Annotated in this window: 23 protein-coding genes and 1 tRNA gene; 9 read left to right on the top strand and 15 right to left on the bottom strand. The window is 67.1% G+C overall.

The features are described from left to right. Window positions 1-12: 12 nt before the first annotated feature. The 3 genes from IG171_RS05220 to mraZ form a co-directional block, all read right to left on the bottom strand. The gene (locus tag IG171_RS05220; RefSeq protein WP_212130374.1) at window positions 13-576 is read right to left on the bottom strand and encodes a hypothetical protein; all 564 of its coding nucleotides are present in this window, start codon (window positions 574-576) and stop codon (window positions 13-15) included. Continuing rightward, complete coding sequence (rsmH, locus tag IG171_RS05215; protein ID WP_212130372.1) at window positions 573-1,535, bottom strand: 16S rRNA (cytosine(1402)-N(4))-methyltransferase RsmH; 963 nt, start codon at window positions 1,533-1,535, stop codon at window positions 573-575. Before rsmH ends, IG171_RS05220 begins: the two co-directional genes overlap by 4 nt. A 165-nt stretch (window positions 1,536-1,700) precedes the next feature. Further along, the gene (mraZ, locus tag IG171_RS05210; protein WP_101553353.1) at window positions 1,701-2,132 is read right to left on the bottom strand and encodes a division/cell wall cluster transcriptional repressor MraZ; all 432 of its coding nucleotides are present in this window, start codon (window positions 2,130-2,132) and stop codon (window positions 1,701-1,703) included. A gap of 488 nt (window positions 2,133-2,620) precedes the next feature. Between mraZ and IG171_RS05205 the strand changes: the two genes are divergently transcribed. From IG171_RS05205 to IG171_RS05195, 3 genes are read left to right on the top strand one after another with little or no spacing between them, the layout of a single operon-like run. Next, on the top strand, window positions 2,621-3,610 hold the full coding sequence (locus tag IG171_RS05205; protein ID WP_212130370.1) for an AAA family ATPase: 990 nt from the start codon (window positions 2,621-2,623) through the stop codon (window positions 3,608-3,610). 4 nt (window positions 3,611-3,614) lie between these two features. After that, window positions 3,615-4,769 (top strand): DUF58 domain-containing protein, encoded by a 1,155-nt coding sequence (locus IG171_RS05200; protein ID WP_212130368.1) that lies wholly within the window; start codon window positions 3,615-3,617, stop codon window positions 4,767-4,769. Then, the gene (locus IG171_RS05195; protein WP_249204095.1) at window positions 4,766-7,282 is read left to right on the top strand and encodes a DUF3488 and transglutaminase-like domain-containing protein; all 2,517 of its coding nucleotides are present in this window, start codon (window positions 4,766-4,768) and stop codon (window positions 7,280-7,282) included. Before IG171_RS05200 ends, IG171_RS05195 begins: the two co-directional genes overlap by 4 nt. 74 nt (window positions 7,283-7,356) lie before the next feature. Here IG171_RS05195 and IG171_RS05190 read toward each other — a convergent pair whose 3' ends face one another. The 3 genes from IG171_RS05190 to dinB all read right to left on the bottom strand — a co-directional run bounded on the left by IG171_RS05190 (window position 7,357) and on the right by dinB (window position 9,840). Continuing rightward, window positions 7,357-8,028: an ElyC/SanA/YdcF family protein gene (locus tag IG171_RS05190; protein ID WP_249204093.1), complete on the bottom strand. Its 672-nt coding sequence runs from the start codon at window positions 8,026-8,028 to the stop codon at window positions 7,357-7,359. A gap of 37 nt (window positions 8,029-8,065) precedes the next feature. Beyond that, entirely contained in the window at window positions 8,066-8,473 is a 408-nt protein-coding gene (locus IG171_RS05185; RefSeq protein WP_212130364.1) for a DUF3040 domain-containing protein, read from the bottom strand. Window positions 8,474-8,604: 131 nt separating this feature from the next. Continuing rightward, the gene (gene dinB, locus IG171_RS05180) at window positions 8,605-9,840 is read right to left on the bottom strand and encodes a DNA polymerase IV (protein WP_212130362.1); all 1,236 of its coding nucleotides are present in this window, start codon (window positions 9,838-9,840) and stop codon (window positions 8,605-8,607) included. A gap of 80 nt (window positions 9,841-9,920) precedes the next feature. Between dinB and IG171_RS05175 the strand changes: the two genes are divergently transcribed. Both IG171_RS05175 and IG171_RS05170 read left to right on the top strand, forming a co-directional pair. After that, the gene (locus tag IG171_RS05175; protein WP_212130360.1) at window positions 9,921-10,442 is read left to right on the top strand and encodes a hypothetical protein; all 522 of its coding nucleotides are present in this window, start codon (window positions 9,921-9,923) and stop codon (window positions 10,440-10,442) included. Then, window positions 10,439-11,653, top strand: coding sequence for a polyprenyl synthetase family protein (locus tag IG171_RS05170; RefSeq protein ID WP_212130358.1), 1,215 nt, complete (start codon window positions 10,439-10,441; stop codon window positions 11,651-11,653). The genes IG171_RS05175 and IG171_RS05170 overlap by 4 nt, the downstream gene beginning before the upstream one ends. A 53-nt stretch (window positions 11,654-11,706) precedes the next feature. Here the strand turns inward: IG171_RS05170 and IG171_RS05165 are convergent, their stop codons facing one another. Continuing rightward, window positions 11,707-12,057, bottom strand: a complete 351-nt coding sequence (locus IG171_RS05165) for an Rv2175c family DNA-binding protein (RefSeq protein ID WP_212130356.1) — start codon at window positions 12,055-12,057, stop codon at window positions 11,707-11,709. Between the two features lie 156 nt (window positions 12,058-12,213). Between IG171_RS05165 and IG171_RS05160 the strand changes: the two genes are divergently transcribed. Genes IG171_RS05160 through IG171_RS19010 form a run of 3 tightly spaced genes read left to right on the top strand, consistent with a single transcriptional unit; the run spans window position 12,214 to window position 15,595 of the window. Further along, entirely contained in the window at window positions 12,214-13,377 is a 1,164-nt protein-coding gene (locus IG171_RS05160; RefSeq protein WP_212130354.1) for a LysM peptidoglycan-binding domain-containing protein, read from the top strand. Further along, the gene (locus IG171_RS05155; RefSeq protein ID WP_249204091.1) at window positions 13,374-14,819 is read left to right on the top strand and encodes a protein kinase; all 1,446 of its coding nucleotides are present in this window, start codon (window positions 13,374-13,376) and stop codon (window positions 14,817-14,819) included. The genes IG171_RS05160 and IG171_RS05155 overlap by 4 nt, the downstream gene beginning before the upstream one ends. Before the next feature lie 35 nt (window positions 14,820-14,854). Beyond that, on the top strand, window positions 14,855-15,595 hold the full coding sequence (locus IG171_RS19010) for a PASTA domain-containing protein (RefSeq protein WP_249204089.1): 741 nt from the start codon (window positions 14,855-14,857) through the stop codon (window positions 15,593-15,595). A gap of 169 nt (window positions 15,596-15,764) precedes the next feature. Here IG171_RS19010 and IG171_RS05150 read toward each other — a convergent pair whose 3' ends face one another. The 4 genes from IG171_RS05150 to gcvH are packed head-to-tail and all read right to left on the bottom strand — an operon-like array spanning window position 15,765 to window position 18,984. Beyond that, complete coding sequence (locus IG171_RS05150) at window positions 15,765-17,120, bottom strand: 3-deoxy-7-phosphoheptulonate synthase class II (protein ID WP_283091854.1); 1,356 nt, start codon at window positions 17,118-17,120, stop codon at window positions 15,765-15,767. Between the two features lie 49 nt (window positions 17,121-17,169). Continuing rightward, window positions 17,170-17,655 carry a bifunctional nuclease family protein gene (locus IG171_RS05145; protein ID WP_212130350.1) on the bottom strand — a complete coding sequence of 162 codons (486 nt, stop codon included), beginning with the start codon at window positions 17,653-17,655 and terminating at the stop codon, window positions 17,170-17,172. A gap of 10 nt (window positions 17,656-17,665) precedes the next feature. Continuing rightward, complete coding sequence (locus IG171_RS05140; RefSeq protein WP_212130348.1) at window positions 17,666-18,580, bottom strand: FHA domain-containing protein; 915 nt, start codon at window positions 18,578-18,580, stop codon at window positions 17,666-17,668. Then, window positions 18,580-18,984, bottom strand: a complete 405-nt coding sequence (gene gcvH, locus IG171_RS05135) for a glycine cleavage system protein GcvH (RefSeq protein ID WP_212130346.1) — start codon at window positions 18,982-18,984, stop codon at window positions 18,580-18,582. Before gcvH ends, IG171_RS05140 begins: the two co-directional genes overlap by 1 nt. Before the next feature lie 230 nt (window positions 18,985-19,214). Between gcvH and IG171_RS05130 the strand changes: the two genes are divergently transcribed. After that, window positions 19,215-19,291 (top strand) — tRNA-Pro (locus IG171_RS05130). Between the two features lie 84 nt (window positions 19,292-19,375). Here IG171_RS05130 and IG171_RS05125 read toward each other — a convergent pair. From IG171_RS05125 to IG171_RS05110, 4 genes are all read right to left on the bottom strand, one after another. Further along, complete coding sequence (locus IG171_RS05125) at window positions 19,376-20,527, bottom strand: MFS transporter (protein WP_249204087.1); 1,152 nt, start codon at window positions 20,525-20,527, stop codon at window positions 19,376-19,378. A gap of 120 nt (window positions 20,528-20,647) precedes the next feature. Continuing rightward, the gene (locus IG171_RS05120; RefSeq protein WP_212130345.1) at window positions 20,648-22,039 is read right to left on the bottom strand and encodes a sodium:proton antiporter; all 1,392 of its coding nucleotides are present in this window, start codon (window positions 22,037-22,039) and stop codon (window positions 20,648-20,650) included. A 248-nt stretch (window positions 22,040-22,287) separates the two neighbouring features. Then, a complete protein-coding gene (locus IG171_RS05115; protein ID WP_212130343.1) occupies window positions 22,288-22,821 on the bottom strand; it encodes a VTT domain-containing protein in 534 nt (177 codons plus the stop codon). A 135-nt stretch (window positions 22,822-22,956) separates the two neighbouring features. Continuing rightward, window positions 22,957-24,171, bottom strand: a complete 1,215-nt coding sequence (locus IG171_RS05110; RefSeq protein WP_212130341.1) for an amidohydrolase family protein — start codon at window positions 24,169-24,171, stop codon at window positions 22,957-22,959. Window positions 24,172-24,356 lie beyond the last annotated feature (185 nt).

Genomic DNA, 24,356 nt, shown 5'->3' with positions numbered 1-24,356 from the left:
GGTGAGCTCGGACTACTTCGGCGTCTCCTGACTCGGAGCCGCGATGTCCTTGCTCGGGCTGCCCCCGACGACCGGGAGCTTCTCATCCGATCGTAGATTGGGTCGGAGGTCTTCTCGTGTATCGGCGCGCGGTCCGGGCACGACTGTGGGTTCCTTCTCACCGGAGACGTCGATGCCGGGGGCGTCGATGATCTCACCGGTCTTCGCGTCGAGGAACTCCGGCGAGGAATCGCGGACGAGGCCGAGCTCCTCGGCGGCCAGCGCGATGTTCTGCGGCGACTCCCGGTACGAGTTGTCCTCGATGAGGCGGTCCTTCTTCTCGACCAGCGCCTCCTTCTGACTCGTCAGCTGATCGACCTTGTACGAGGTGTGGGACACGAAGATGTTCAGCAGCAGCACGGCCACGAGCGTGGCCACGAGGATCCCCACGCACATGAGCGAGAACGGCAGGCGCGACTTCGGCAGTTCGAACTTCAGCAGCGCCAGCTTCGGTCGGCTCAGGCTGCCGGGCTCCTCGTACCGGCGCGGGCGTTCGGTGAAGTGGGCCCGAGTGGCGGTCGCCTGGGAATTCCTCACGATCGTGCCTCCCTGATCTTCTGCACTGCCCGCAGGCGGACGCTGGCCGCCCGCGGATTGTTCTCTGCCTCGTTCGCATCGGCCGTCTCGGCCCCGCGGATGATCTCGGACAGCCACGGCTGGTGCACTTCGGGGACCACCGGCATGTCCGGCGGCGCCGAGGCGGTGGTGGCGGCGCGGAAGGTCTTCTTCACGATCGTGTCCTCGAGCGACTGGTAGGACTCGATCACGGCCACCCCTCCCAGGTGCAGCGCCTCCAGTGCGGCCGGCAGGGCCGTGCGCAGCACACCGAGTTCGTCGTTGACCTCGATGCGCAGGGCCTGGAAGGTGCGTTTGGCGGGGTGGGACTTCTTCTTCGTCTGCGGGATCACGCGGCCGAGCATCGCTGCGAGCTGATCCGAGGTCTCCCACGGGGTGTGCTCGCGGTCGGTGACGATGATCCGTGCGATCTTTCCGGCCAGCTTCTCCTCGCCGTACTCGCGCAGGATGCGGCGCAGATCGGCCTCGGAGTAGGTGGCGAGCACCTCGGCGGCGGTGAGCTCCTGCGTCCGGTCCATGCGCATGTCCAGGGGCGCCGGCCGCGAGTAGGAGAATCCGCGATCGTCCTCGTCCAGCTGCAGGGAGGACACGCCGAGGTCGAGCAGGATCGCGCTGATGGATTCGATGCCGAGGTCGGTCAGCAGCTCTGGCAGCTCGTCATCGACGGCGTGGACGATGTCGATGCGCTCGGCGAAGGGGGCCAGTCGCCGGGTGGCGATGTCGATGGCCTGCTGGTCGCGGTCGATGCCGACGAGGTGGACATCGTCGAAGGCGCTGAGCACGGCTTCGGCATGGCCGCCCATGCCCAGGGTGCCGTCGACGACCACGGGGGTCAGTCCGGCCGTTCGCGCGGCCTCGACGCCGATGCCGATGAGTTCGACCACACGCTCGAGGAGCACCGGTACGTGCTGTGCTGTCATGCGTGGGTCCTTCTGCCGTGGGTGTCGTCGGTGGTGCTGCTGGAGCCAGAACCTCGACCGCCGCGGCCCTGGCACCGGGGAAGTGTGTCAGGACGTCCGAGCTTCGGAAACGGGGAAGTTCCCCGAAACTCGAGCACGGCGGGCAAGGATCAGGCCCGAGCAGAATCAGATCACTCCGGGAATCACCTCCTCCTCGCGTTCGGCGAAGGCCTGCTGAGCGCCGACGAGGTAGTCCTCCCAGGTCGGTGCGTCCCAGATCTCGACTCGGTTGCCCATGCCGATCACTGCGACTTCCCGTGTCAGTGATGCGTACTGCCGCAATATGTTCGGGACCGTGATGCGTCCCTGTTTGTCCGGTTGGTCCGCAAATGCCGCCGACAGGAACACACGCTGGTAATCGCGGGCTTCCTTATTCGTCTTCGGCGCGTTCTGGATTCGCGCGTGCTCGGCTTCGAACTCCGTGGTGGGGAACAGGGTGAGGCAATTCTCCTGGCCACGGGTGAGTACGAGTCCGGGCGACAGCTCCTCGCGGAACTTTGCGGGCAGGATGAGGCGACCCTTGTCGTCGAGCTTCTGCATATGAGTGCCCAAGAACATGTCGTCTCACCCCTTTCGAAACCCATCGGCTCCGATAGCAACCACAGTACTCCACTTCCCTCCACGTATTCCAGCGTTTTGCCCCATCGGTGTTCAAACTCTCACGTTTTCCCAGGTCAGATAGGTGGAGGAAAGTGGGGATTTTTTCGCGCGGGTGCGTCGCAACGGTTCTCGGAGGTCGTCCGGGGTGGGTTCGCACGCAAGGGTGGGCCGCCTCGGCGAGGGACCGCTCACGCGCCGAGATCGGCGAGAACTCGCCGATCTCGAGGATTTCCGTCGCCGAGGTGGATCGATGTGGGGAGGAAAGTGGAGGGCCCGTGTGGAGGAAAGTGGGGGGGGAGCCGGGTGGGGCGGCTGCCGTGGAGGCGGGTGGGGAGCCGAGTGGGGACTCCGTCGTGGAGGAAGGTGGGGGCGAGACAGGTGGGGCGCGCGGAACCTGGGAGAACCTCGTGTGGCCGGAGTGCCGCCCATAGGGAACAATGGAGGGTATGTCGATCAGCCAAGAAGGAACACAGACCAATTCCGTGATCGGTGCGCAGCACATCGAATGGGTCCAGCATCTGACCTCGCGGGCGCGCACGGCCATGAACACGGTGCTCGAAGGCAAGGACGAAGCGGTCGGGCTCTCGCTCATCGCCCTGCTCGCCGGCGGCCACGTCCTGCTCGAGGACGTCCCGGGCGTCGGCAAGACCCTCCTGGCCCGGGCCATGGGCAAGGTCGTCGACGGTTCCGTCCGCCGCATCCAGTTCACTCCCGACCTGCTGCCGACCGATGTCGTCGGCGTCAACCTGTTCAATCAGGAGACCCGCCACTTCGAGTTCCGGCAGGGGCCGGTCTTCGCGAACATCGTCATCGCCGATGAGATCAACCGCGCCTCTCCGAAGACCCAGTCCGCGATGCTCGAGTGCATGGCCGAGGGCCAGGCCACGGTCGACGGGCAGACCTATCAGATGCCGACCCCGTTCGTCGTGATCGCCACTCAGAACCCGATCGACATGGAGGGCACCTATGCCCTGCCCGAGGCGCAGCGCGACCGCTTCCTCACCCGCATCTCATTGGGTTACCCGGCCACGGCCGACGAGGTCGACCTGCTCGACAACCAGATCCAGAACGACCCGCTCGAGTCCGCGACCGCGGTGACGAACCTCGAGCACATCGTCCAGGCCCGCAGCATCGTCCGGCACGTCTCCGCGAGCCGGCAGCTGCGCGAGTACATCGTGGCCATCCTCCACGCCAGCCGCAACGACCCGGCGATCCTGCTGGGCAGCTCACCGCGCGGCGGCGTCCATCTGCTGCGGGCGGCCAAGGCCCGGGCGGCCCTGTCGGGTCGGACATACGCCACCCCTGACGATGTGCAGGCCCTGGCTCCCTACATCCTCGCCCACCGCATCATCCCACGCGACGGCGACGACTCGGACCTGGCCGCCGAGCTCATCGGCCGGGTGCTCGCACGCGTGCCCGTCTCGAACAGCCAGTGACCGCATGCGACTGAGCACCTCTGGAATCATCTTCGTCCTCGCCGGGGCGGCCCTGATCATCGGCGCCTATCGCTTCGCGCTGCCCGGACTGCTCCCGGCGGGTCTGCTCCTGCTCGGGCTGGTCCTGCTCTCGGCCCTGCTCATCGCCTGGGGCACCCGACGGGTGTCGATCACGATGAGCACGTCCCTGCGCGAGGTCGCACTCTCGCCCTCGCAGGACCGCTACCCGCTGGCGGCCGAGGGCAAAGAGGTCGAGATCGAGGCGCGGGTGACCAACATCGGGCAGCTCGCGATCCCGGCGGCCACGATCGACTTCGTCGCCGCCGAGGGCTTCGGCGATTCCACCTCCGGCGAGGTCCCTCCCCTGGCCCACCGCGGCCGGCAGACCGTGCTCACCTCCTTCACCCCGAACCGACGCGGCATCAGCGGCCTCTCGGCGGTGCTCATCACCGTCTACGGCCCCTTCGGCCTGGTCAAGATGAAGCGGAAGGTCCACGACGCCTTCCCCGTGGCCGTGTCCGTGCCGTCGCTGGGCGGACGCATTCCGAAGGACTCGTCGATCCGTCCCGCCCGCCTCGACGAGGGCAAGGTCGTGACCGGACACACCACCCGTGACTTCCACACCCGTGAGTACGTGCCCGGCGACGACCTGCGGCACGTGCACTGGCCCTCGACCGCGAAGTTCGGTGAGCTCATGGTCCGGCACGAAGCCGATGAGGAGACGCTCTACGCCCTCATCGTCATCGATCTGGTCGCCGACGAGAGGGACGAGGAGCCGACCGATCTCGAGGTCGAGTTCCTCCTGGCCGCAGCCACCGCCGCGGGAACGGCCTTCCTCAGGGCCGACTATGAGGTCTTCGTCGTCGCGCACGGCCACCAGATCAGATTCAAAGGAGCACGCGATATCGACAAGCTGCGTCTTCTCTCCGCTCTCATCCGGCCGGGCAGGGCCGAACTGCCGGCGCACGACAATCCCAACCACGTCGTCATCTGCTCCGTCGGCGATCAGCGCGGTCAGGAGCTGGCCTCGCACTTCTCCCGCCGCATCCCCGTCACGCTGCGCACGCTCAGTGAGATAGGCGATACGACGATGCTGGGACTCAGCGAGGATCTGCCCGAGTCCTGGACGACCTTCGAGTCGAAGCGGGTGAGTCGATGAGCCTCGACGCCTCCCCCACCCGCTCCCAGGAACCGCCGCAGCAGGCCCCGGCACCGACCTCGACCGACCAGTCCCGCCCCGCGACGGGGTGGCTGGAAGCGATCATCGTCTTCGCGGCCATGACGCTGACGGCCGTGGCCGTGTCCGCGGTGTTCAAGGACCTCGCCTGGCTGCCTCCCGTGCTCGTGTCCGCCGGAGTCATCGTCATCGTCGGTGCGATCTTCCGCAGCGTACCGGTGCTGCGCTCCAGCGGCACCGCCGTCATCGCCCAGTGCGTGGCCGGTCTCATCGCCGTCTTCGTCGTCTGCGCCGAGGGCTCCCTGCTGCTGGGCTTCATTCCCACCGGCGAGTCCTTCGGCATGGTCATCGACCGGCTCTCCGAGGGGATGAACGATCTCTACGGCACGGCGCCCCCGGCCGCGAGCACCCCGGGCTTCACCGCGATGCTCACGATCGCCTTCACCCTGATCACGATCCTCATCGACGGGCTGGTCTCCGATCTCAGGGCCCCGAAGGTCGGCGGTGTGCTGCTGCTCGTGCTGTGGATGATCCCCGTCTACTTCGCGCCCCAGGAAGTGCGCTGGTGGCATATCGTCGCGATCCTCGTCGCGTTCCTGCTGCTCATGCTCAGCCCCTATCTGCCCGCCACGCGCTGGCGCGGGGGCCTGACCGCGATCCTGGCCGGCGGACTGGCCCTGGCGATCGGCATCGGGCTGCCGCTGCTGCTGCCGCCGGTGCCGACCCTGCCCGACAGGGCATCGAACAAGCAGGGCGATCTGACGGTGACGAATCCGTTCCTCAATCTGCGGCAGAACCTCGGCGATCGCGATGACTCGAGGCTGTTCAGCTATGAGACCACCGGCTCGGACTCCGAGCCGATCCGTCTGACCTCCATCGACGATTTCGACGGCGAGAACTGGGCGCCGAGCTCCTTCAGCCTCGACCCCTTCGCCATCGCCGTCGATGGGATGCCGTGGCCCGAGGGCCTGCCCCGGGACGGAGGCTATGAGGACGAGACCATCGACGTCAGCATCGACGACGGCTACGACCAGCAGTACCTGCCCTCGCCGTATGCCCCGCAGCAGCCGGACGGACTCGACCGACGATGGATCTACGATGAGAAGACCCTGACGGTCGTGGGCAACGGTGAGAAGACCGGTGGGCTGCAGTATTCGATGAACTACGTCTCCCCCGAACCGTCGGCCGAGGATCTCAAGAACGCGACACCGGTGAACGAGAGCGACTTCGACACCGAGCTCGCCGTCCCCGATTCCCTGCCCTCGAGCGTCGAGGAGACCGCGGACGCGATCACTGCCGATGCCGACAACCAGTGGGAGGCCGCGGTTCTGCTCCAGGCCTACTTCCGCGGCGATGGCTTCGAGTACTCTCTCGATGCCCCGGAGAAGGCCAGCGGGGACGCGATCTCGGACTTCCTCAGCGACAAGAAGGGCTACTGCGTCCAGTTCTCCTCGGCGATGACGATCATGGCCAGGACCATGGGGATCCCCGCGCGCATCGGTGTCGGCTTCGCCGGCGGCGAGGAGGACGACGGCGGCTATGACGTGAGCATGCAGGACTCCCACGCCTGGCCCGAGCTCTACTTCGAAGGCGCCGGCTGGGTGCGCTTCGAACCCACCCCCGGCGGGCCCGCCGGCGATCCGCCGGAGTGGACCCTGGCCAGCGGTGAGCAGGAGGACGATTCGAACGAGGAATCGGAGTCGGCGAGCCCGAGCGAGGAGGAGTCCGAGGAAGCCACCCAGACGGCCGGGGAAGGGTCAGAGGAGCCGACCGAAGAGGAGGAGACGAGCACCGAGGCGGCCGAACCCGCCGGAGCGACGGCCAGCACGTATGTGTGGGCCGGAGTGATCGTGTTCGCCCTGCTCCTGCTCGCGGCGATCCCCGCCATCTGGCGGTCGATCCTGCGTTCACGCCGGACGAAGGACCCCAACGACCTCGAGGCGGTGTGGACCGAGGTCCGCGCCCTGGCCACCGACTACGGGCAGAGCCTCGATCCCAGCGGAACGCTGCGCTTCAACGAGCTCATCCTCTCCGGGATCGCGCCTACCACGGCAGAGCCCGCGGGCACGACTGCCGGGACCGCCGCCGAGGAGCCGACCACGGACCAACCGAGCGCCGGCGAGCCGTCGGCGGGCGGGCCGTCCGCGGCCGGGTCCGGCGGCGAGGAGGTCTCACGCAAGTCCGCCGCCGAGGCGGCCGCGGGGGCCTCCGGTGCGGCCGAGACCTCGACGTCCGCCCACGCTGACGATCGTCTGCGGCGTCTGCGCAGTCCGGCTCCCACCGGACCGGAGACGCAGAGTGCAGATACCGCGCTGTCGGCGTTCATCGATGCGCTCGAGGCCCAGCGCTATGGTGCTGCGACCGAATCGCTCGATTCGTCCGAGGTGCAGGCGCTCATCGACGAGGTGGGAACGGACCTGTCCGAGCGGGCGACGCCGGGAAGTCGGATCTCGGCGAAGATCTGGCCGGCCAGCCTGTTCAATCCCCCGCGCTGAGTTCTCAACCGCGGCTGAGTTCTCAACCGCGGGTGCGGCCCGGCGCTCAACCGCGGTCGGTGGCCGTCGGAGGCTCACTGTCGGCCGGGTGAGCCTCCATCGGCCGTCTCGCGGTCGAGTCTGCGCAGGGCCAGCAGTCCGCGTGCGGCGGCGATCGGTTTGACCAGCGGCAGCTCACCGAACCGGTAGTCGGCGCCGCGGATGAGTCTGCGCCCCAGATCCGGTCTCAGCTGCCACAGGTGGTCGCGTGCCTTCTCCGCGTGGTGGGAGTTCGAGACGATGCTGATCACCGAGTCGGTCTTCAGCACCTCGTCGATGAGCGGGATCGCATTCGCGATGTTCTCCCACGTCGTTGCGCTCTCGGTCTCGACCAGTGCGGGCCCGGTGTAGCCGAGCTCCTGGCACGCGAAGCGCTCGAGCACCCCGGCCTCGGGCACCGGGCCGGCGACAGGCCCTCCGCAGAAGATCATGAGGGCCGATCGTGCCGCCGGGTCGATCGAGCGCAGCCCGGCGCGGGCTCGGAAGCGGTTGAGGCCGTTGGCCCGTCGGCCCGGGTTCCGGTACCCGAGCACCACAATGATCTGATCCCTGCCGGCCGCCGTCCGGGCCGCACCGAGCCGCCGTCTGCTCGAGCGCAGATGGGCGATCTCCCCGCAGGCCGCCACGGCCGCGAGTCCACCTGCGACGAGTCCACCCAGGACGAGTCCGCACCGGACACGGCCGCCGGTGGGGACAGAAAAAGGCACCCTCATCGTGAGGATGCCTTGATCGGTCCGGCCGGGGTCATTCGCCGCGCTGGCGCTTTTCCCACCGGTCTTCGAGTCGGCTCATGAACCCGGCGCCGCCCTTGGAGTCGGACTTGCGGCCGGAGCTCTTCGCGCCGGTCTGGTTCGACTGTCGCTGGCCCGGGCGGCTGAACGCCCAGTACATGCCACTGACCATGAGGCCGAATCCGACGACGCCGAGGGCGATCCACCACGCGGAGTTCGACACCAGCGAGATCGCGAGGATCGTCGCGGCCAGCCCGGCCAGGGCGATGAGGATGCCGAGGACGAAGCGCTTGGCGGAGAAGCCCGGTCCCGTGGCTGCGGCCTGGGTCTCGGAGATATTGCGCGCGAAACGGGGGTCTTCACTGCGCAGCTGTTTCTCGAGTTGATCCAACAGCTGCTGTTCGTGATCGGAGAGTGGCATCTCGAACCCCCGTTTCCCTACTCAGGTCTTTGACTCAATCATAGTCTGTGAGCACTGAAAAAACATCTCGGGGGTCGCTTGAGGCCCGGATTCCCACTGGGTCTTCAGACTATGATCCGGCTCACCGCCGATCAGGAGTCCCGGCGTCTGCGCAGAAGTGAGGCCTGAGAGATCGATTCGGTCCCGAATCGGCGCCTCACCTCGTCCAGCGCCACCTCGGCCTCCCGCCCCGAATGCTCCGGTTCGTCCAAGGTCGCTTGCCGTCCTGCGGCCGCGAAGTCGATGAGCCCCGCGGCTCTGACACCGAGCAGCCTGACTCCCTGGGTCCGCTGCTCGCGCAGCTTCCGCAGCGCCGGCCGCAGCGCCTCGTACATCTCCTGGGCCAGATCCGTCGGCGCCGAGGCCGTCACCGTCCTCGACAGAGTGGTGAAATCGCCGAGGCGGTACTTCAGACCCAGGGTCGTGGCCACCTTCCCCTCCGCACGGACCCGATAGGCGACCTTGTCGGCCAAGCGCAGCAGTTCGTGTTCGAGCACGCCGAGGTCCCAGATGTCCTCGCCGAAGGTGTTCTCGGCACTGATCGAGTGGTCCTTGGCCTCTCGGTCGAAGCCGGAGGAGTCCTGCCCGTGGGCGCTGCGCCAGAGCTGATGCCCGTGGGCGCCGAAGACCCGTGCGGCCCAGTCCTCGTCGACGGCCGCGAGGTCGCCGATGAGACGGATCCCGTAGCGGGAAAGCGCCTGCTGCGTCTTCTCCCCCACTCCCGGCAGGGCTTCGATGGGCATCGGGTCGAGGAACTCCTGGGTCTTGGCCACCGGCACCAGCAGCTGCCCATCGGGCTTCGCTCTCGCCGAGGCGAGCTTGGCCACGACCTGGCTGCCGGCGATGCCCACCGAGGCGCTCAGACCGGTGGTCTCCTTGATCTGCGCGCGCAGCCGCGCGGTGATCGTCGCCGGAGGCCCGAGGCGGCGCACGGCACCGGAGACGTCGATATAGGCTTCGTCGACGCTGACCTGACGGACCTCGGGGGTCACCTCGGCGACGATGTCGAACACCTGTCGGGAGTACGAGGAGTACAGCCCGTGGGACGGTGGGATCACCTCGGCGACGGGGCACAATGCCATCGCTCGCGACATCGGCATGGCCGCATGGACACCGAACTCGCGGGCCTCGTAGCTGGCCGAGACCACGACCCCGCGACCGCTGCGCCCGCCGACGATGACCGGCAGGCCGATCAGCTGCGGACGGCTGAGGAGCTCGACGGACACGAAGAACGAATCCATGTCCAGGTGCAGCATGGTCGCCCCGGCGTCATCGGTGCCCAGTCGGCTCAGATCGCCTCCGGATCGTGCCAGCTGCTTGCGACTCATCAGCCTGCCCCTCGCTCGTCCCTTTCGGCTGCGCCGAACAGTCCAGGTACTCTTGAAGCATGGTATCGCGCACCACTGTCATGACACTGCCCATCGCCGCCGCTCTCGCCCTCACGGGGTGCTCGGGGACCGATGAGAGCGAGTCCGGATCGTCCCCGGCCACCGAACAGACGACCTCGGCCCAGGCCACGGCCTCGGAATCGGCGCCGGCCACGACCGAGGCCACCGATGGGGCTTCGGACGAGCCCGAGGCCTCGAACGATGTCGATGATCTGCCCGACTACGTCAAGCCCTACCCGGACTCCGAGGTGGTCTCGGCTTCGATCGTCAAGGCCCACAATGACAAGGATTCGAAGAAGCCGGAGCAGATCAGTCTCGTCGTCCGGGCGAAGGCGGAGACGAAGGACATCTTCGCGTACTACGAGAAGGAGCTCGGCAAGGCCGACTACGAACCGCTCGGCGACGAGGTGAAGACCAAGAGCGCGCGCGTGCTCAACTTCAGGCACAAGGACAATGACAGCGTCCTCGTCGTCACGGTCGCCGATGATGCCGGTGACAAGAAGCACAAGGTCGTGACCATCGGCGGAAACATCGTTCCATGACCTCCCACAGCTCCGCGACGCCGGCCGACGACCGGACATCGACGGCTCCGGCATCCTCTGTCCCGGCGTCCTCTGCCCCGGAAGCCTCTGCCGTGGTCGGCGCTCTCGACTCCCCGCAGTCCATCGCAGCACGGGTCTCGGCTGAGCTCGAGAGGTTCCTCGCCGACAAGGCCGGCGAGTTCGAGGCCATCTCCCCCGATGCGACCGCGATCGGGCAGGCACTGATCGAGTTCACCCGCGGCGGCAAGCGGATCCGCCCCGTCCTGGCCTGGTGGGGCTTCCAACTCGCCGGCGTCTCCGTCGACACGGACGCGGAGTCGGCCACGGGGCTGGCGCAGGCCGCCGGCTCGCTGGAGCTGCTGCATGCCGCGGCGCTCATCCACGATGACGTCATCGACAATTCGGACACCCGCCGCGGCCGGCCCTCTCTGCACCGGCAGTTCGAGGCCCGCCACGCTCGGCACGGCCTGGCCGGGGACGGAGCGGCCTTCGGCGTGTCCTCGTCGATCGTCGTCGGCGACATCTGCCTGGCGCTGAGCGAGGAGCTGTTCGAACGTGCCGAGGAGACGCTGGGCCGAACGACTCCGGCCCGCCGGCTGCGAGCCACCGTCCGCCGGGATGTGATGGTCGGCCAGTACCTCGACGTGCTCGCCGAGGTGATCGCCCTCGACGACGCCCGCCTCGCCGATCGGGCGTGGGAGGTGCTCAGTTTCAAGTCCGCGAAGTACTCGGTCGAGCAGCCGCTGCTGCTCGGTGCGGCCCTGGCCGGGGCGAGCGAGGATCTGCTCGATGAGATCTCCGAGTTCGGACTCCCTCTCGGTCAGGCCTTCCAGCTGCGCGACGATGTGCTCGGCATCACCGGCGACCCGCAGGCCACGGGCAAACCCGCCGGCGATGACATCAGCGAGGGCAAGCGAACAGTGCTCATCGCCGAGACCGCGGCCCGGCTCAGCCCCGATCAGCTCGAGGTCCTGGCCGCCCGCTTGGGAGATCCTGGCCTCTCCCCCGCCGAGGTGGCCGAATGCGTCGACATGATCACCGACTCGGGAGGCCTGGCCGCCGTCGAGTCCTACATCGCAGCCAAGCACGCGCAGGCACAGTCGCGCATCGACGCCTGGGCCAGCGGAGGCTCGGAGCACATCCGCCTCGGCGGCCCGGCTGAGGACCGCCTCAAGGAGTTCGCGACGGCGCTGAGCTACCGCACCAGCTGAGGCCTCCGGACAGGGCGCTCAGCACGTGCGGGCGCTCGGCACGCGCGGGTGCTTCAGAACGCGAGGGCCTGAGCGCGGCGCCGGACTTCCTTGCGATTGCCCACCCGGAGCAGGTCGATGGGTCGGCCGGGCAGGGAGTCGTCCGGGGTGAACAGCCACACGATCGCCTCCTCGTCGTCGAAACCGGCATCGTGCAGAGTGCTCAGCGTACCCTTGAGCGGTTTGACGACCTCGCCGTCGACGAAGAAGGCCAGCGGCACCTGGAGAACCTTCGGTTCGCCGATCTTGATTCCGCAGATGGCGCCGTCTTCGAGCAGCCGCCGCACCTGGGAGATGCCCAGCCCGGTCAGCTCGGCGATGTCGGGCAGCGGGGCCCAGTCCTGGACCAGTTCTTCGGTATTCACGTCTTCCAGCCTAGCAATATTTGGCAGAAACACGCCGCCATGCGGAGCCGAATGCTCGGGTCGGCGACGGCCACTCGTTAGGCTGGGAACCACAGCTTCCCCACTCGACATGAAGTCAACAGGTGACAGATGACACGACCGCGACGGCATCAGCAGATGCCCATCACCGCCGCTCCTGACATCCGTGCCGCCTCGAAAGTGAATTCGACCGGTCCGATCCCAGGAGCCGACCGCGTCGACCCCGAAACCGATCCGCATGACACCGACGCTGCCACCGACCCGTCCCCCGAGGAGGCCACCACCGCCGAGGCGGGGCCCTCGGCCGACTCGCTCGACGAGGACGATCCCTCCGGCGAATCCGGCCGCACCGCCGATGTGCCACCGGCCGCCTCGGCGGATTCACCCGCCACCGGGCCGCAGTGGATCTCCGGCACTGCCGGGGCGACCGTGCCCGTCACCCACGGCGGGCGCACCTACAAGGCCAAGCAGGGCGACACCCTCTACGCCGTGGCGAGCAAGCACGGCGTCTCCGTGCCGGCCCTGGCCGAGCTCAACCGGATCTCGCCGCGCCAGAACCTCCACCAGGGTCAGGTCCTGTCCCTGCCGGAGAAGAACGATCTGCCCGATGAGGACCCCTCGCACGTGGTCGCTCCCGGCGAGACCCTGCAGGGCATCGCCGCCCGGCACGGCATCTCGCCGTCGACCCTGCGTCGGGCCAACGCCATGGGCGATGACTCCTATCTCAAGGTCGGCGAGCTGCTTCTGCTGCGTCCGTCGGCGGCCCGGCCGCGTCGCACGGCGCCCGAACCGCCGCAGGACATCCCCCGGGTCGCCGCCAGCGCCCAGCTCGAGGGCATCGCTCCCGCGGTCGTGCGGGCTGCGCGTCTGAATAAGTACACCCTGTTGCACCGTCGGCATCCGGCCCCGGCCCAGGCCCGGCTCATCGTGGCCTCCATCGCCGAGGAGCTCGGTGCCGATCCGGCCCTCATGCAGGCCGTGGCCGCCCAGGAGTCGGGATTCCAGCACACGACGGTCTCGGCCGGCAATGCCATCGGCATCATGCAGGTCACTCCCCGCTCGGGGCGTTGGGCGTCGGATATCGTCGGTCGCGGACTCGATCTGCTCGACATCGAGGACAACATCGTCGCCGGCACCGTCATCCTCGGCTGGCTGATCGAGACCGCCGAGTCCGAGGAGGAGGCCCTGGCCGGCTACTACCAGGATCTGCGCTCCGTTCGTGCCGATGGGCTGCTGGCGGAGACGAAGGCCTTCGTGCGCACCGTGCAGCTGCAGCGCCAGAGAATGCAGGAGGCCTTGTGACCGCCCGCCGAGATCCCCTCATCGGCACGGTCCTCAACGACCGTTACCGCATCGATGCCAAGATCGCCCGCGGCGGCATGGCCATGGTCTACCGCGGCACCGATCTGCGCCTCGATCGTGAGATCGCGATCAAGGTCATGCACGAGCATCTCATCTCCGATGAGACCTTCGTCGAGCGCTTCCGGCGGGAGGCGATCAACGCGGGTCGGCTGACCCACCCGAATCTCGTGGCCATCCACGATCAGGCCCGTGACGGTGACATCGTCTACCTCGTCATGGAGTACCTGCCCTCGGTGACGCTGCGCCGCGAGCTCAAGCATCGCGGCACGTTCACCCCCAGGCAGGCCATCGTCGTCCTCGACGCGATCCTCGCCGCCTTGGAGGCCGTGCACTCGACGGGCATCATCCACCGTGACCTCAAGCCCGACAATGTGCTGCTGGGCACCGACGGGCAGGTCAAGCTCGCCGATTTCGGGCTCGCCCGCGCGGTGACGACGGCGACGACGACGAAGACGCTCATCGGCACCGTCGGCTATGTCGCTCCCGAGCTCGTCACCCGGACCGGAGCCGATGCCCGGACCGACCTCTACACCGTCGGCATCATGTTCTACGAGATGCTCACCGGCGCCCAGCCCTATACCGACGATGTGCCGATCCAAGTCGCCTACCGGCATGTCCATGACACGGTTCCCCCGCCCTCCGAGGTCGTCAACCGCCTGAGTCCGCGGTTGGACGCGCTGGTGCTGTGGGCGACGTCGAAGGATCCGGCGGACCGTCCCGCCGATGCTGCGGAGTTCCGTCTGGCTCTGGCCGAGACGCGCGCGGAGATGACCGAGGCCGAGTTGGACCTCGGCGATCCCGAGGTCGCGTCCGGGGAGCACTCCCCCGTCCTCACCGCCAGCATCGACCTCAGCGAGGAAGCGCCGAAGGAGAAGCGCTCCCGCACCGATGAGATCCCGTATCTCGAAGACGAAGACGACGCCGAGGCGGCCGATGAGGAAGTCACCGACTCCGCCGAGAGGGATTCGCCCGGTGCCGGGCCCGCTGCCGCAGGTGCCGGTGTCGCGGCTGCCGCCGCGGGAATCGGCGGAGTCACCTCCGCCGTCACCTCGGGCCCCGATGACGCCGACGGCGACGAGGCCAGCGACGAGGACGACGATTCATCAGACACCGAGGACGAGGATTCCTCGGACGACGAAGGCACCGCTGACGGCGAGGATCCGACCGGAGCTGCGGGAGCAGGTGTCGGCGGCGGAACTGCTGTCGGCGCGGGAGCCGCGGGCACGGCGGCCGCTGTCGACGGCGAGGATTCCGAAGACGGCGAAGGCTCAGACACCGGCGGCGGGACATCGGCCGGGGCCGCAGTCGCCGCATCGGCGGCCACCGGGTCCGCGGCCGCCTCGGCGGGGGCTCTTCCTCACGTCGTCGTCGCCGACTGCTGACCTCGATCGTCGCCGTCGCGGCTGTGCTCGCGCTGGTGGCGTGGCTGGTCATCGCGAACCTTCCCGAACCGACATCCATCGTGCCCGGTCAGCTGGCCGGCAAGAAGGTTGACGAGGTCACATCGCAGCTGCAGGACAGCGACCTCAAGGCCGAGCCCAAGGAAGTCTTCGACGACACGGTGCCCGCAGGCCAGGTCATCGGCACCGAGCCCGTCAGCGGGTCCGAACTGGCACCGGATTCGACTGTCACGGTCGTCGTGTCCAAGGGCGAGGAGAAGTTCGCCGTGCCCGAGCTCGAAGGACTCAGCTCCGATGAGGCGAAGGCCGCTCTGAAGGAGGCCCACCTCGCCGTCGGTGACGTCTCTGAGGAGTACAGCGACACCGTTGACAACGACGCTGTCATCTCGGCGTCGGAGAAGCCCGGGAAGAAGCTGTCGAAGGGCGAGAAGATCGACCTCGTCGTCTCCAAGGGCGTCGCGCCGATCCCAGTGCCCAATGTCGAGGGGCTGACGTTCGACGCCGCCTATGCGACGTTGGCCAAACGCGGTTTCCGCGTCGGCAAGGACGAGGTCTTCGACGATGACGTGCCCAAGGGCAAGGTCGTCTCACAGTACCCGAAGTCGACCGAGTCGAAGCCGGCGAATTCGCTCATCATCGTCCGCGTGTCCAAGGGCGAGGAGAAGAAGGAAGACTCCAAGGACGACAAGAAGGACAAGAAGAAGGACGACAAGTCCGACGATGACAAGAAGGACAGCGACAAGGACAAGAAAGACTGACCGCGCAGTGATCGAAGGCACCTCGTGCTGCCTGAGGGCGACTGCCGTCTGACTGTCCGTCACGAATCAGGAGGCCGGGGCCACCGCATTCGACTGCGGTGGCCCCGGCCTCCTGATGTGTCCGAGCGATTCGGCCCTTACCGATGCCGAACCATTCGACTCGTCTGCGTCACTTCCTGCGCGTGAGGTACTCAGCGACCTGGAAGGCCATTTCGAGCGACTGGTCGTGGTTGAGTCGCGGGTCGACGAGGGTCTCGTAGCGACGCCGCAGACCTTCGTCATCGATCTCCGTGGCCCCGCCCATGATCTCGGTGACGTCGTCACCGGTGAGCTCGATGTGCAGGCCGCCGGGGATGGTGCCCGCATCGCGGTGGGCGTTGAAGAAGCCCTCGACCTCGGCCATGACGTCTTCGAACCGGCGCGTCTTGTAGCCGGTGTTCGAGGTGATCGTGTTTCCGTGCATGGGATCGCAGACCCAGGTCACATGCGGCAGCCGGTTGCCGATGCCGTCGAGCAGCTTGGGCAGGGTCTCACCGATCTTGCCGGCGCCCATGCGGGTGACGAAGGTGAGTCGACCGGGTTCGGCGTCCGGATCGAGCTTCTCGGCCAGGGCGAGGGCTTCGTCTGCTGTGGCCGTGGGGCCGAGCTTGACGCCGATCGGGTTGCGCACCTTGGACAGGAAGTCCACGTGCGCGCCGTCGATCTCGCGGGTGCGCTCACCGATCCACAGGAAGTGTCCGGACACGTCGTAGGCTTCGCCGGTGCGGGAGTCGATGCGGGTCAGTGCCCGTTCGTACTCGAGCAGCAGGGCCTCATGGGCGGCGTAGAACTCGGTGGTCTTCAGCGCATCGAAATCGGCACCGCAGGCATCCATGAACCGGATGGCGCGGTCGATCTCGGCGGCGGTCTGCTCATAGCGCTGGTAGCCGGGGTTCGAGGCGAGGAAGCCTCGATTCCACTCGTGGACGAAGCGCAGGTCGGCGAACCCGCCCTGGGTGAAGGCGCGGATGAGGTTCAGCGTCGAGGCGGACACGTGGTAGGCCTTGAGCAGACGCTCGGGGTCGTGTCGACGGGACTCCTCGGTGAATTCGTAGCCGTTGACGATGTCACCGCGGAACGACGGCAGGGTGACCCCGTCGCGGGTCTCCATGTCCGCCGACCGCGGCTTGGCGAACTGACCGGCCATGCGGCCCATCTTCACCACGGGCATCGACCCGCCGTAGGTGAGCACGGCCGCCATCTGCAGCACTGTCTGCACGCGGGCGCGGATCTTGTCCGCCTGGGCTCCGTCGAAGGACTCGGCGCAGTCGCCTCCGGCGAGGACGAAGGCCTCTCCGCGCGAGGCGGAGGCGATGCGGTTCTTGAGCACATCGGCTTCACCTGCGAACACCAGCGGGGGCGAGGTCCGCAGATCGCCGAGCACCTCTTCCAGAGCAGCACTGTCGAGATAGGTCGGCTGCTGCTTCGGGTCCATCTCACGCCAGTCGTCGAGACCGCGGAGATTGTCATTGCCGGCAGCGGCGATTTCCCTATTGGCGAGTACTGGATCGGTGTGGAGGCTCACGGTTTCACTTTCATGGGTTCTCAGTTCCGGTTTCGAAGTCATCGGCCGAGACGTTGTCGAGGAAGTCCCTGAACTGGGCGACTTCGTCTTCATCGGCCTCAGGAGCTTCGATCCCGGACTCTTCGAGCAGTTTGGATTCGACGTAGACGGGGCACTCTGCGGTCAGCGCCAGCGTCACCGCGTCCGAGGGACGTGCGGAGATCGACTTGCCGTCGCTCGTGTGCAGTTCGGCCAGGAAGATCTGACCGTCCTTGCCGGTGATCGTGACACCTGCGAGTTCGGCATCGTACTGGGTCAGGACGTCGAGCAGAAGGGCGTGCGCCATCGGCCGCGGCGGAGTCAGTCCCCGCTGTGCGATCGACAGCGCATTGGCCTCGATCGCACCGACCCAGATCGGCAGATAGTACGCGGGTTCACTGGCTTTGAGCAGGAGTATCGGTTGGTTGGCGGGCATTTCGATGCGGACGCCGACAACCTCGACTTCGATCTTTGACATTATCCCCCGGTCAGGAGCGCGGACGCTGCTGGAAGATCATTCGGAACTTGCCGATCTGCACATCGGCGCCGTTCTGCAGTTCGATGGAATCGATGAGCTGACGGCCCACATAGGTTCCGTTCAGCGATCCCGTGTCCCGCAGCGTGAATCCGCTGGGAGTGCGGATGAACTCGGCGTGTTTGCGCGAGACGGTGACGTCATCGAGGAAGATGTCCGCGTTCGGGCTGCGGCCCACGGTCACCACATCGGTGTCGAGCAGGATCTGCGAGCCCGAGTCCGGTCCTGACACGACGACGAGGAGCGCATCGGCTTCCTGCAGACCGTCGAGGTCGGGCACCGGGTGGATCTCACCGGTGTGCGGATCCAGGATTCCCTGGAACTGCTGCCTGCCCGAATCACTCATCTGATCCTGCTGTCCCCCGGCCGGGTCGCCCTGTGGCTGACCAGACTGCGGCTGACCGTATCCCTGCTGCGGCTGGTTCTGGCCGTACTCGGGCTGGCCGCCCTGGTTCGGATCGAACTGCCCGGAACCGTTCTCACCGTAGTGCGGGCCCTGGCCGGACTGCGGCTGTGCCGGCTGCTGGTACTGCTGGGGCTGGCCCTGCCCATTGTCGGCATAGGGCTGATTGCCCGGCTGAGATCCGCCGTAGTTCTGGCCGCCGTAGTTCTGGCCGCCCGGAGCGGTTCCGCCGAAGTTCTGACCGTCGCCGAACTGCGGGGCCTGCGATCCGCTGGTGGCCGGCTGCTGACCATAGGGCGGGGTGTTGCCCTGTCCGTTCTGATCGATCTGCGGGCTCATCCGCGTCGCTGACTCGTCGCCGCCGGCGCCGGCACCGAACGGGAACTTCTTCGACTGCGGGACCTGGCCGTTGTCGTACCAGGACTGCGAGGGGGTCGGACGACTCTGATCGTTATTCTGCGACATTATGCCTCCTCGCTCTGAATGAGCTCTTTGTACTGCTCGCTGTCCATCAGCGATTCGACCTGATCGGGTTCGCTGAGCTCAACAAGATACATCCACCCGTCTTCGAAGGGGGACGAATTCACGGTTTCGGGTGAGTCGTCAAGCGAGTCGTTGACCTCGGTGATGGTCCCGGAGACGGGTGCGATGAGATCGGAGACGCTCTTCGTGCTCTCGACTTCACCACAGGATTCGCCGGAAGTGATCGAATCGCCCACGGCAGGCAGATCGACATAGACGACGTCGCCCAGCTGCTCCTGGGCGAAATCGGTGATACCCACCCGGACCACAGCATCGTCTTCCGTCGTCGCGACCCACTCGTGGTCGCGCGAATACCGCAAAGACACTGGGTAATCCAGATCTGCCATGTCGACTCCTCTAGTTTGTCGGTGTACCAAGCATAGCCGCCCGGAGCACCTTCATAACAATCGCGAAACGGAAATGTTACCGAGTCACCGGATCAAGCCTGTGCAAGCCCCGTTTCCTCGGTATCCACCTGGGATGATACCTGCTTTTCGAAGGTCACGGTATGTGGTTTTGGCACTTGACCCCCGATCGGTATAAGCTGGTCCTCGTTGCCCACGAGGGAGTACGGTGACGGGCTATGGCGCAGCTTGGTAGCGCGCTTCACTGGGGGTGAAGAGGTCGTGGGTTCAAATCCCGCTAGCCCGACCATGTGATGTCCCACGTCATCGTTCACTCGATGACGTGGGACATTCTTCGTTTCCGACCCCGGTCTCCCCACTGTCCCGGCCGCGATCAGCTCTCCGCACGGCGGGGCGGGTCGAGCCGGTGTGCGAACACCGCTGTCAGCACGCCGACCATCACGAGCAGGCTCAGGCCCCAGCGCAGTCCCGCCTCGGCGGCGATGAGCCCGACCAGCGGACTGGTGCCGAGGAACCCGACCCGCATCAGCCAGTTCACGAGCGTCACTCCCCCGGCACGGCCGATCCCGGGCAGCTGTGCGGCCGCGCCCAGGGCTCCGGGCACCAAGGTCGCCGAACCGAATCCGAGTGCGGCCATCGCGATCAGCAGCAGCACGGGCTCTTCTGCGAACACGGCACCGAGGCCTCCGAGCGCGATCAGTCCTCCCCCGATCCGGGCGATGCGGCCGGCTCCGAACCTCATCACCAGCACGTCCCCGCTGAATCGGCCCAGGCATTGGCTGCCGATGACGATGCTGAAGGCGATCCCCGCCGAGGCGGCCGGAACGCCTGCCAGCCGGACTGCGGCCAGACCCGCCCAATTGTTCGCGATGTCCTCGACGGCGGAACCGCAGATGGCGATGATCGCCAGCGGCAGTGCGGCGAGCAGGATCGCCGTCTTCGAACGCGTCGGCCCCTGGCCCGGCTCGACGTCAGGCGGGGCCGGCTCCGTGTCCCCTGCGGCGTCCGAATCGGCCACCCGTCGCGGTGCGGCACCGTCGCCGATGAGTCGGCGACCGAGGATCGTGACTGCCACGGCGATGATCGCAACCGCCGCCAGCCACACACGCATATCGACGCCGGAGCTCGCGGCCACTGTGGCGGCTGCGCCGCTGAGCAGACCGCCGAGGCTCCACAGCGCATGCATCGAGGACAGGATGGTGCGCTGCAGACGTTCCTGCACGGCGATGCCGACGACGTTCTGGGCGACGTCGACGATCGCGTCGCAGCAGCCCAGCAGGAGCAGACAGATCGCCATCATCAGCCCGTTGACCGACCATGCGGTCGTCGCGGCGGCCAGACCGAGCAGGACCGTTCCGCCGATGACGACCCGATGGGCGCCGAATCGTGCGATCAGCGCTGCCGGCAGCCCTGAGGACAGCAGCGAACCCGCCGCGTAGCAGGCGACGGCGAGGCCGAACTGCCAGGAGTTCAGTCCGAGCCTGTACACCAGCAGCGGATACCACGGCAGAATGGACGCCAGCACCGCGCCGTTTCCGGCGAACCAGAGTCCGACCCCGGCGACTGATCGCCGGCCGGTGCGGCGCCGGCCGTTCAGCGGTGCACCCGCGTTCGGTCAGGGAGGTGGCGGTCGGACGGCATCGGTTCAAGCGTCCTTCAGGACCCTGCCGGCCCGCAGATCGCGTCCGACTTGGGCGAGGATGAGCAGTCCGACCAGCACGCCCGCCAGGCTCAGCCACAGTCCCTCGGTCATGAAGATCAGCACCATCGAGGCGAGGACGGGAGCGAGCCGGCGCAGCGACCACCACACGTACCCGCCGAAGCTCGGCATGGCCACATTCGCGGAGTCCGCGACGGATTTGACCATGAAGTTCGGACCGTTGCCGATGTAGGTGATGGCCCCGCCCATGACTGCGCCCAGTGATACGGCGATGAGCAGCGGTTCGGCGACGCCGGCGACGCGGGGTTCGCCGGGGACCTGGGAGGCCATCTCGAAGAAGGTGGCATAGGTCGGCGCATTGTCGAGCACCGAGGACAGGCCGCCGGTGAAGACGAACAGCGAGATCTCATTGAGCGGGATCTTATGGGCGACCTGACCGAGGTACTGAAGGGCGGGCATCATCGTGAGGAAGATGCCGATGAAGAGGGCACCGACTTCGAGGATCGGCGTCCAGGTGAATTTGTTGAGGTTGAACCTCGCGCCTCGGTCGCCGAACAGGAACGAGGTCAGCGCCGAGGCGATCATGACGAGTTCGCGCCAGGGCACGCAGTCGACGAACGTCGCATGCCCGGCCTCGACCGCGTGGGCGTCGACCGAGGGGATGAAGGCGACGGAGAGGATGATGATCGCGAGGAACACCAGGCCGCTGGATCCGCGCAGGCCCAGTTTCGTGGCGTATTCGGCATCCTTGGCCAGAGCTTCCGCCGGCTCTTTCGCATACATCTTCGTGTCCAGGGCGTAGTAGCTGATGAGCAGCAGCGCGTTGACGAACAGCCAGTACGGCCACAGACCGAAGGTCCATTCGAAGGGCACACCGCGCAGCATGCCGAGGAACAGGGGCGGATCGCCCAGCGGCGTGAGCAGACCTCCGCAGTTGGCGACGATGAAGATCGTGTAGATGACGGTGTGGGTCCGATGCTCGCGGTCCTGGTTCGTATTGAGGATCGGCCTGATGAGCAGCATCGCCGCGCCCGTGGTGCCGATGAAGGAGGCCAGGGCGCCGCCGACGGCCAGGAAGATCGTGTTGTTCCTCGGTGTCGCTTTGATGTCGCCGACGAGGAAGATTCCGCCCGACGCGACGAACAGGCTGCCGATGAGGACGATGAACTGGAAGTACTCGAGCAGTGCGTCCATGACGGTGCTGCCGGCTCCGCCGATGAGGAACCACACCGCGATCGGGATTCCGAGGACGAGTGCGACGATGAGTTTGACGAGGTTGCGGTCCCAGATCTTCTCCGTGGCCGGGATCAGCGGGAGCACCGCGATGCATCCGAGCAGCAGCACGAACGGGATGATGCTCCACCAGGCCACGACCATCCGAGTCCTCCTTCTCACACTGTCGGCGAGTTCTTCCGACGCGTCGACGCTGACAACATTCTCACTCTACTGAACTCCCGCACCGATTCTGACCACCGATGACGTGATGGACTGTGGCGAAGGACCGGCTGAAGGAGGCACAGACGGGTGAGGTCAGCACTGCGTGGCCCCAGGGCCGGTGGGCTCAGAACCGACTGGGCTCAGGGAAGGGCGCGTTCAGGACCGGGAGTGTTCAGAGCCGGGCGTGTTCAGGATCGGGTGGACTCGGCACCCGGGCCGATGCTCGCCTCGGACTCAGCGGCAGCTTCGGAGGTCTCGTGCGGCTTCTTCAGACCGATGACCAGGCCCACGACGGCCAGGGCGAAGCACACCGCCAGCCCCACGGTCAGTCCCGGCGCTGCCTGGTATCCGGCCGCCAGGGCCTTGAAGCCGATGAGCCCGACCGTCGAGTAGATCGTCGCCCACATCGCCCCGCCGACGGCCAGCGCCGGCAGGTAACGGCGGTAGCTCATCCCGGTCGTGCCGGCGGCGAGGTTGAGCACCGTCTGGATTCCGATCATGAGGAAGCTCACCGCGATCACCGGCGCCCCGTAGCGTTCGATCATCGCTTCGGCCTTCCGGTACTTCGGCCCGGACATCATACGATCGACGCGTTCGATCCTGCGGATCCCGGTGCGTGCCAACCGTCCGAGCAGGAAGGTTCCGCCGGCGCGGGCGAGGATGATGCCGAAGAGGATGAGCCAGGTGACAGCGATCGGGAACGACCAATTCAGTGGATTCATCGCAGGTGCCCTTCCTCTGATTCGTTCTGTCCCGGACGGCTCGGGGTCCGAGTCCTCCTCGGCACCAATCCTACGCCATATGAGGTTAGTCTTTCCTCACTAAGTGTTGCCGGTGCATGTGATCTGCGGCGCGGTTCAGACGAGTTCCCCGCCGAGGTAGACCGCCGCCACTCGGTCTTCGATCCCCCGCACATCAGCCGTGCGCAGATCCCGGTCGATGACGACGAGGTCGGCCAGTTCGCCCGCGCCGAGGCGGCCGATGCGATCGTCGTCGAGCACGTGTGCGGCCACCGAGGTGCCGGCGGCCAGCGCTTCCTCGGTCGACAGCCCCACCTCGGCCAGCAGGCTGATCTCTTCGAGGTTCTGCCCGTGCGGGCCGACTCCGGCGTCGGTGCCCATGGCGATCGGAACCCCGGCCGAGTGTGCGCGGGCGGTCGAGGCCCGGTGGGCTTCGACGACCCGGTGGGCCTTGTCCACGACCGAGGCCGGCAGGCTCTCGCCCGCCTCGGCGGCCTTGATCACGGCCTGCGGGGCCTGCAGGGTCGGGACCAGGTAGGTGCCGTGCTTGAGCATGAGGTCGATGGCTTCGTCATCGAGGTAGATGCCGTGCTCGATCGAGCGGACACCGGCACGGACGGCGTTCTTGATGCCCGGTGCGCCCTGCGCATGGGACATCACGTGTGCGCCCTGGGCGGCCGCCTCGGCGACGATGACGCCGATCTCGGCCTCGGTGAACTGGGAGTGGCGCGGATCGTCGCGCGGTGAGAGCACTCCGCCGGTGGAGCAGATCTTGATGTGGTCGGCTCCGGCGCGCAGCAGTTCGCGGGTCTTGCGCTGGACTCCTTCGAGTCCGTCGGCAACACCGGAGGGACGGCCGGGGTGCGGGGACAGGAACGGCGATTCGGCGCCGGAGACCAGGTGGAAGTCCCCGTGTCCGCCGGTCTGGGACATGATGTTGACGGCGATCGACAGCCTCGGGCCGCGCACGGTGCCGGTCTCCACGGCGACCTTCGCGCCGAGGTCGCTGCCGCCGGCATCGCGCACCGCGGTCACTCCGCCCTTGAGCGTGGCTTCCATATGGGCCACGGAGTTGTAGAACTGGAGGGAGAACGGGTCGTGGAAGTTCGAGGTCGCCGCCGCTCCGGAACTGGTCAGGTGTACGTGGCAGTCGATGATCCCGGGCAGGATCGTCCTGCCCGTGCAGTCGACGAATTCGTCGTCGGCGTTGTGCGATCCCTGTCCTCCCTCCGTCACCGAGGCGACCCGTCCGCCGTCGATGACGACATCGCGGGTGCCGGGCAGGAATCGGGTGCCGTCGAAGACCGTGGCGTGGGTAAGGACTGTGACCATGGACGTGCTCCTCATCGTTGAAAGTCAAGCAGGCGATCGCGTGCGCCTCGGCTGTCGGGTCCGTGCCGGTGAGCGGTCATGAGGAGCCCGACGACCGAAGTCGCGGTCGATGTCTTCCACATCTATCACGGACGCTGACCGCTGCGCACGCAGCAGTCCGGGGTCGCTGAGTCAGTTCAGGGTCG

The organism is Brevibacterium sp. SMBL_HHYL_HB1 (genome assembly GCF_018208375.1).
GTDB lineage: Bacteria > Actinomycetota > Actinomycetes > Actinomycetales > Brevibacteriaceae > Brevibacterium > Brevibacterium intestinavium.
Note: the sequence above shows the minus strand (reverse complement) of the source record. Positions and strands in the feature narration are given on the sequence as shown.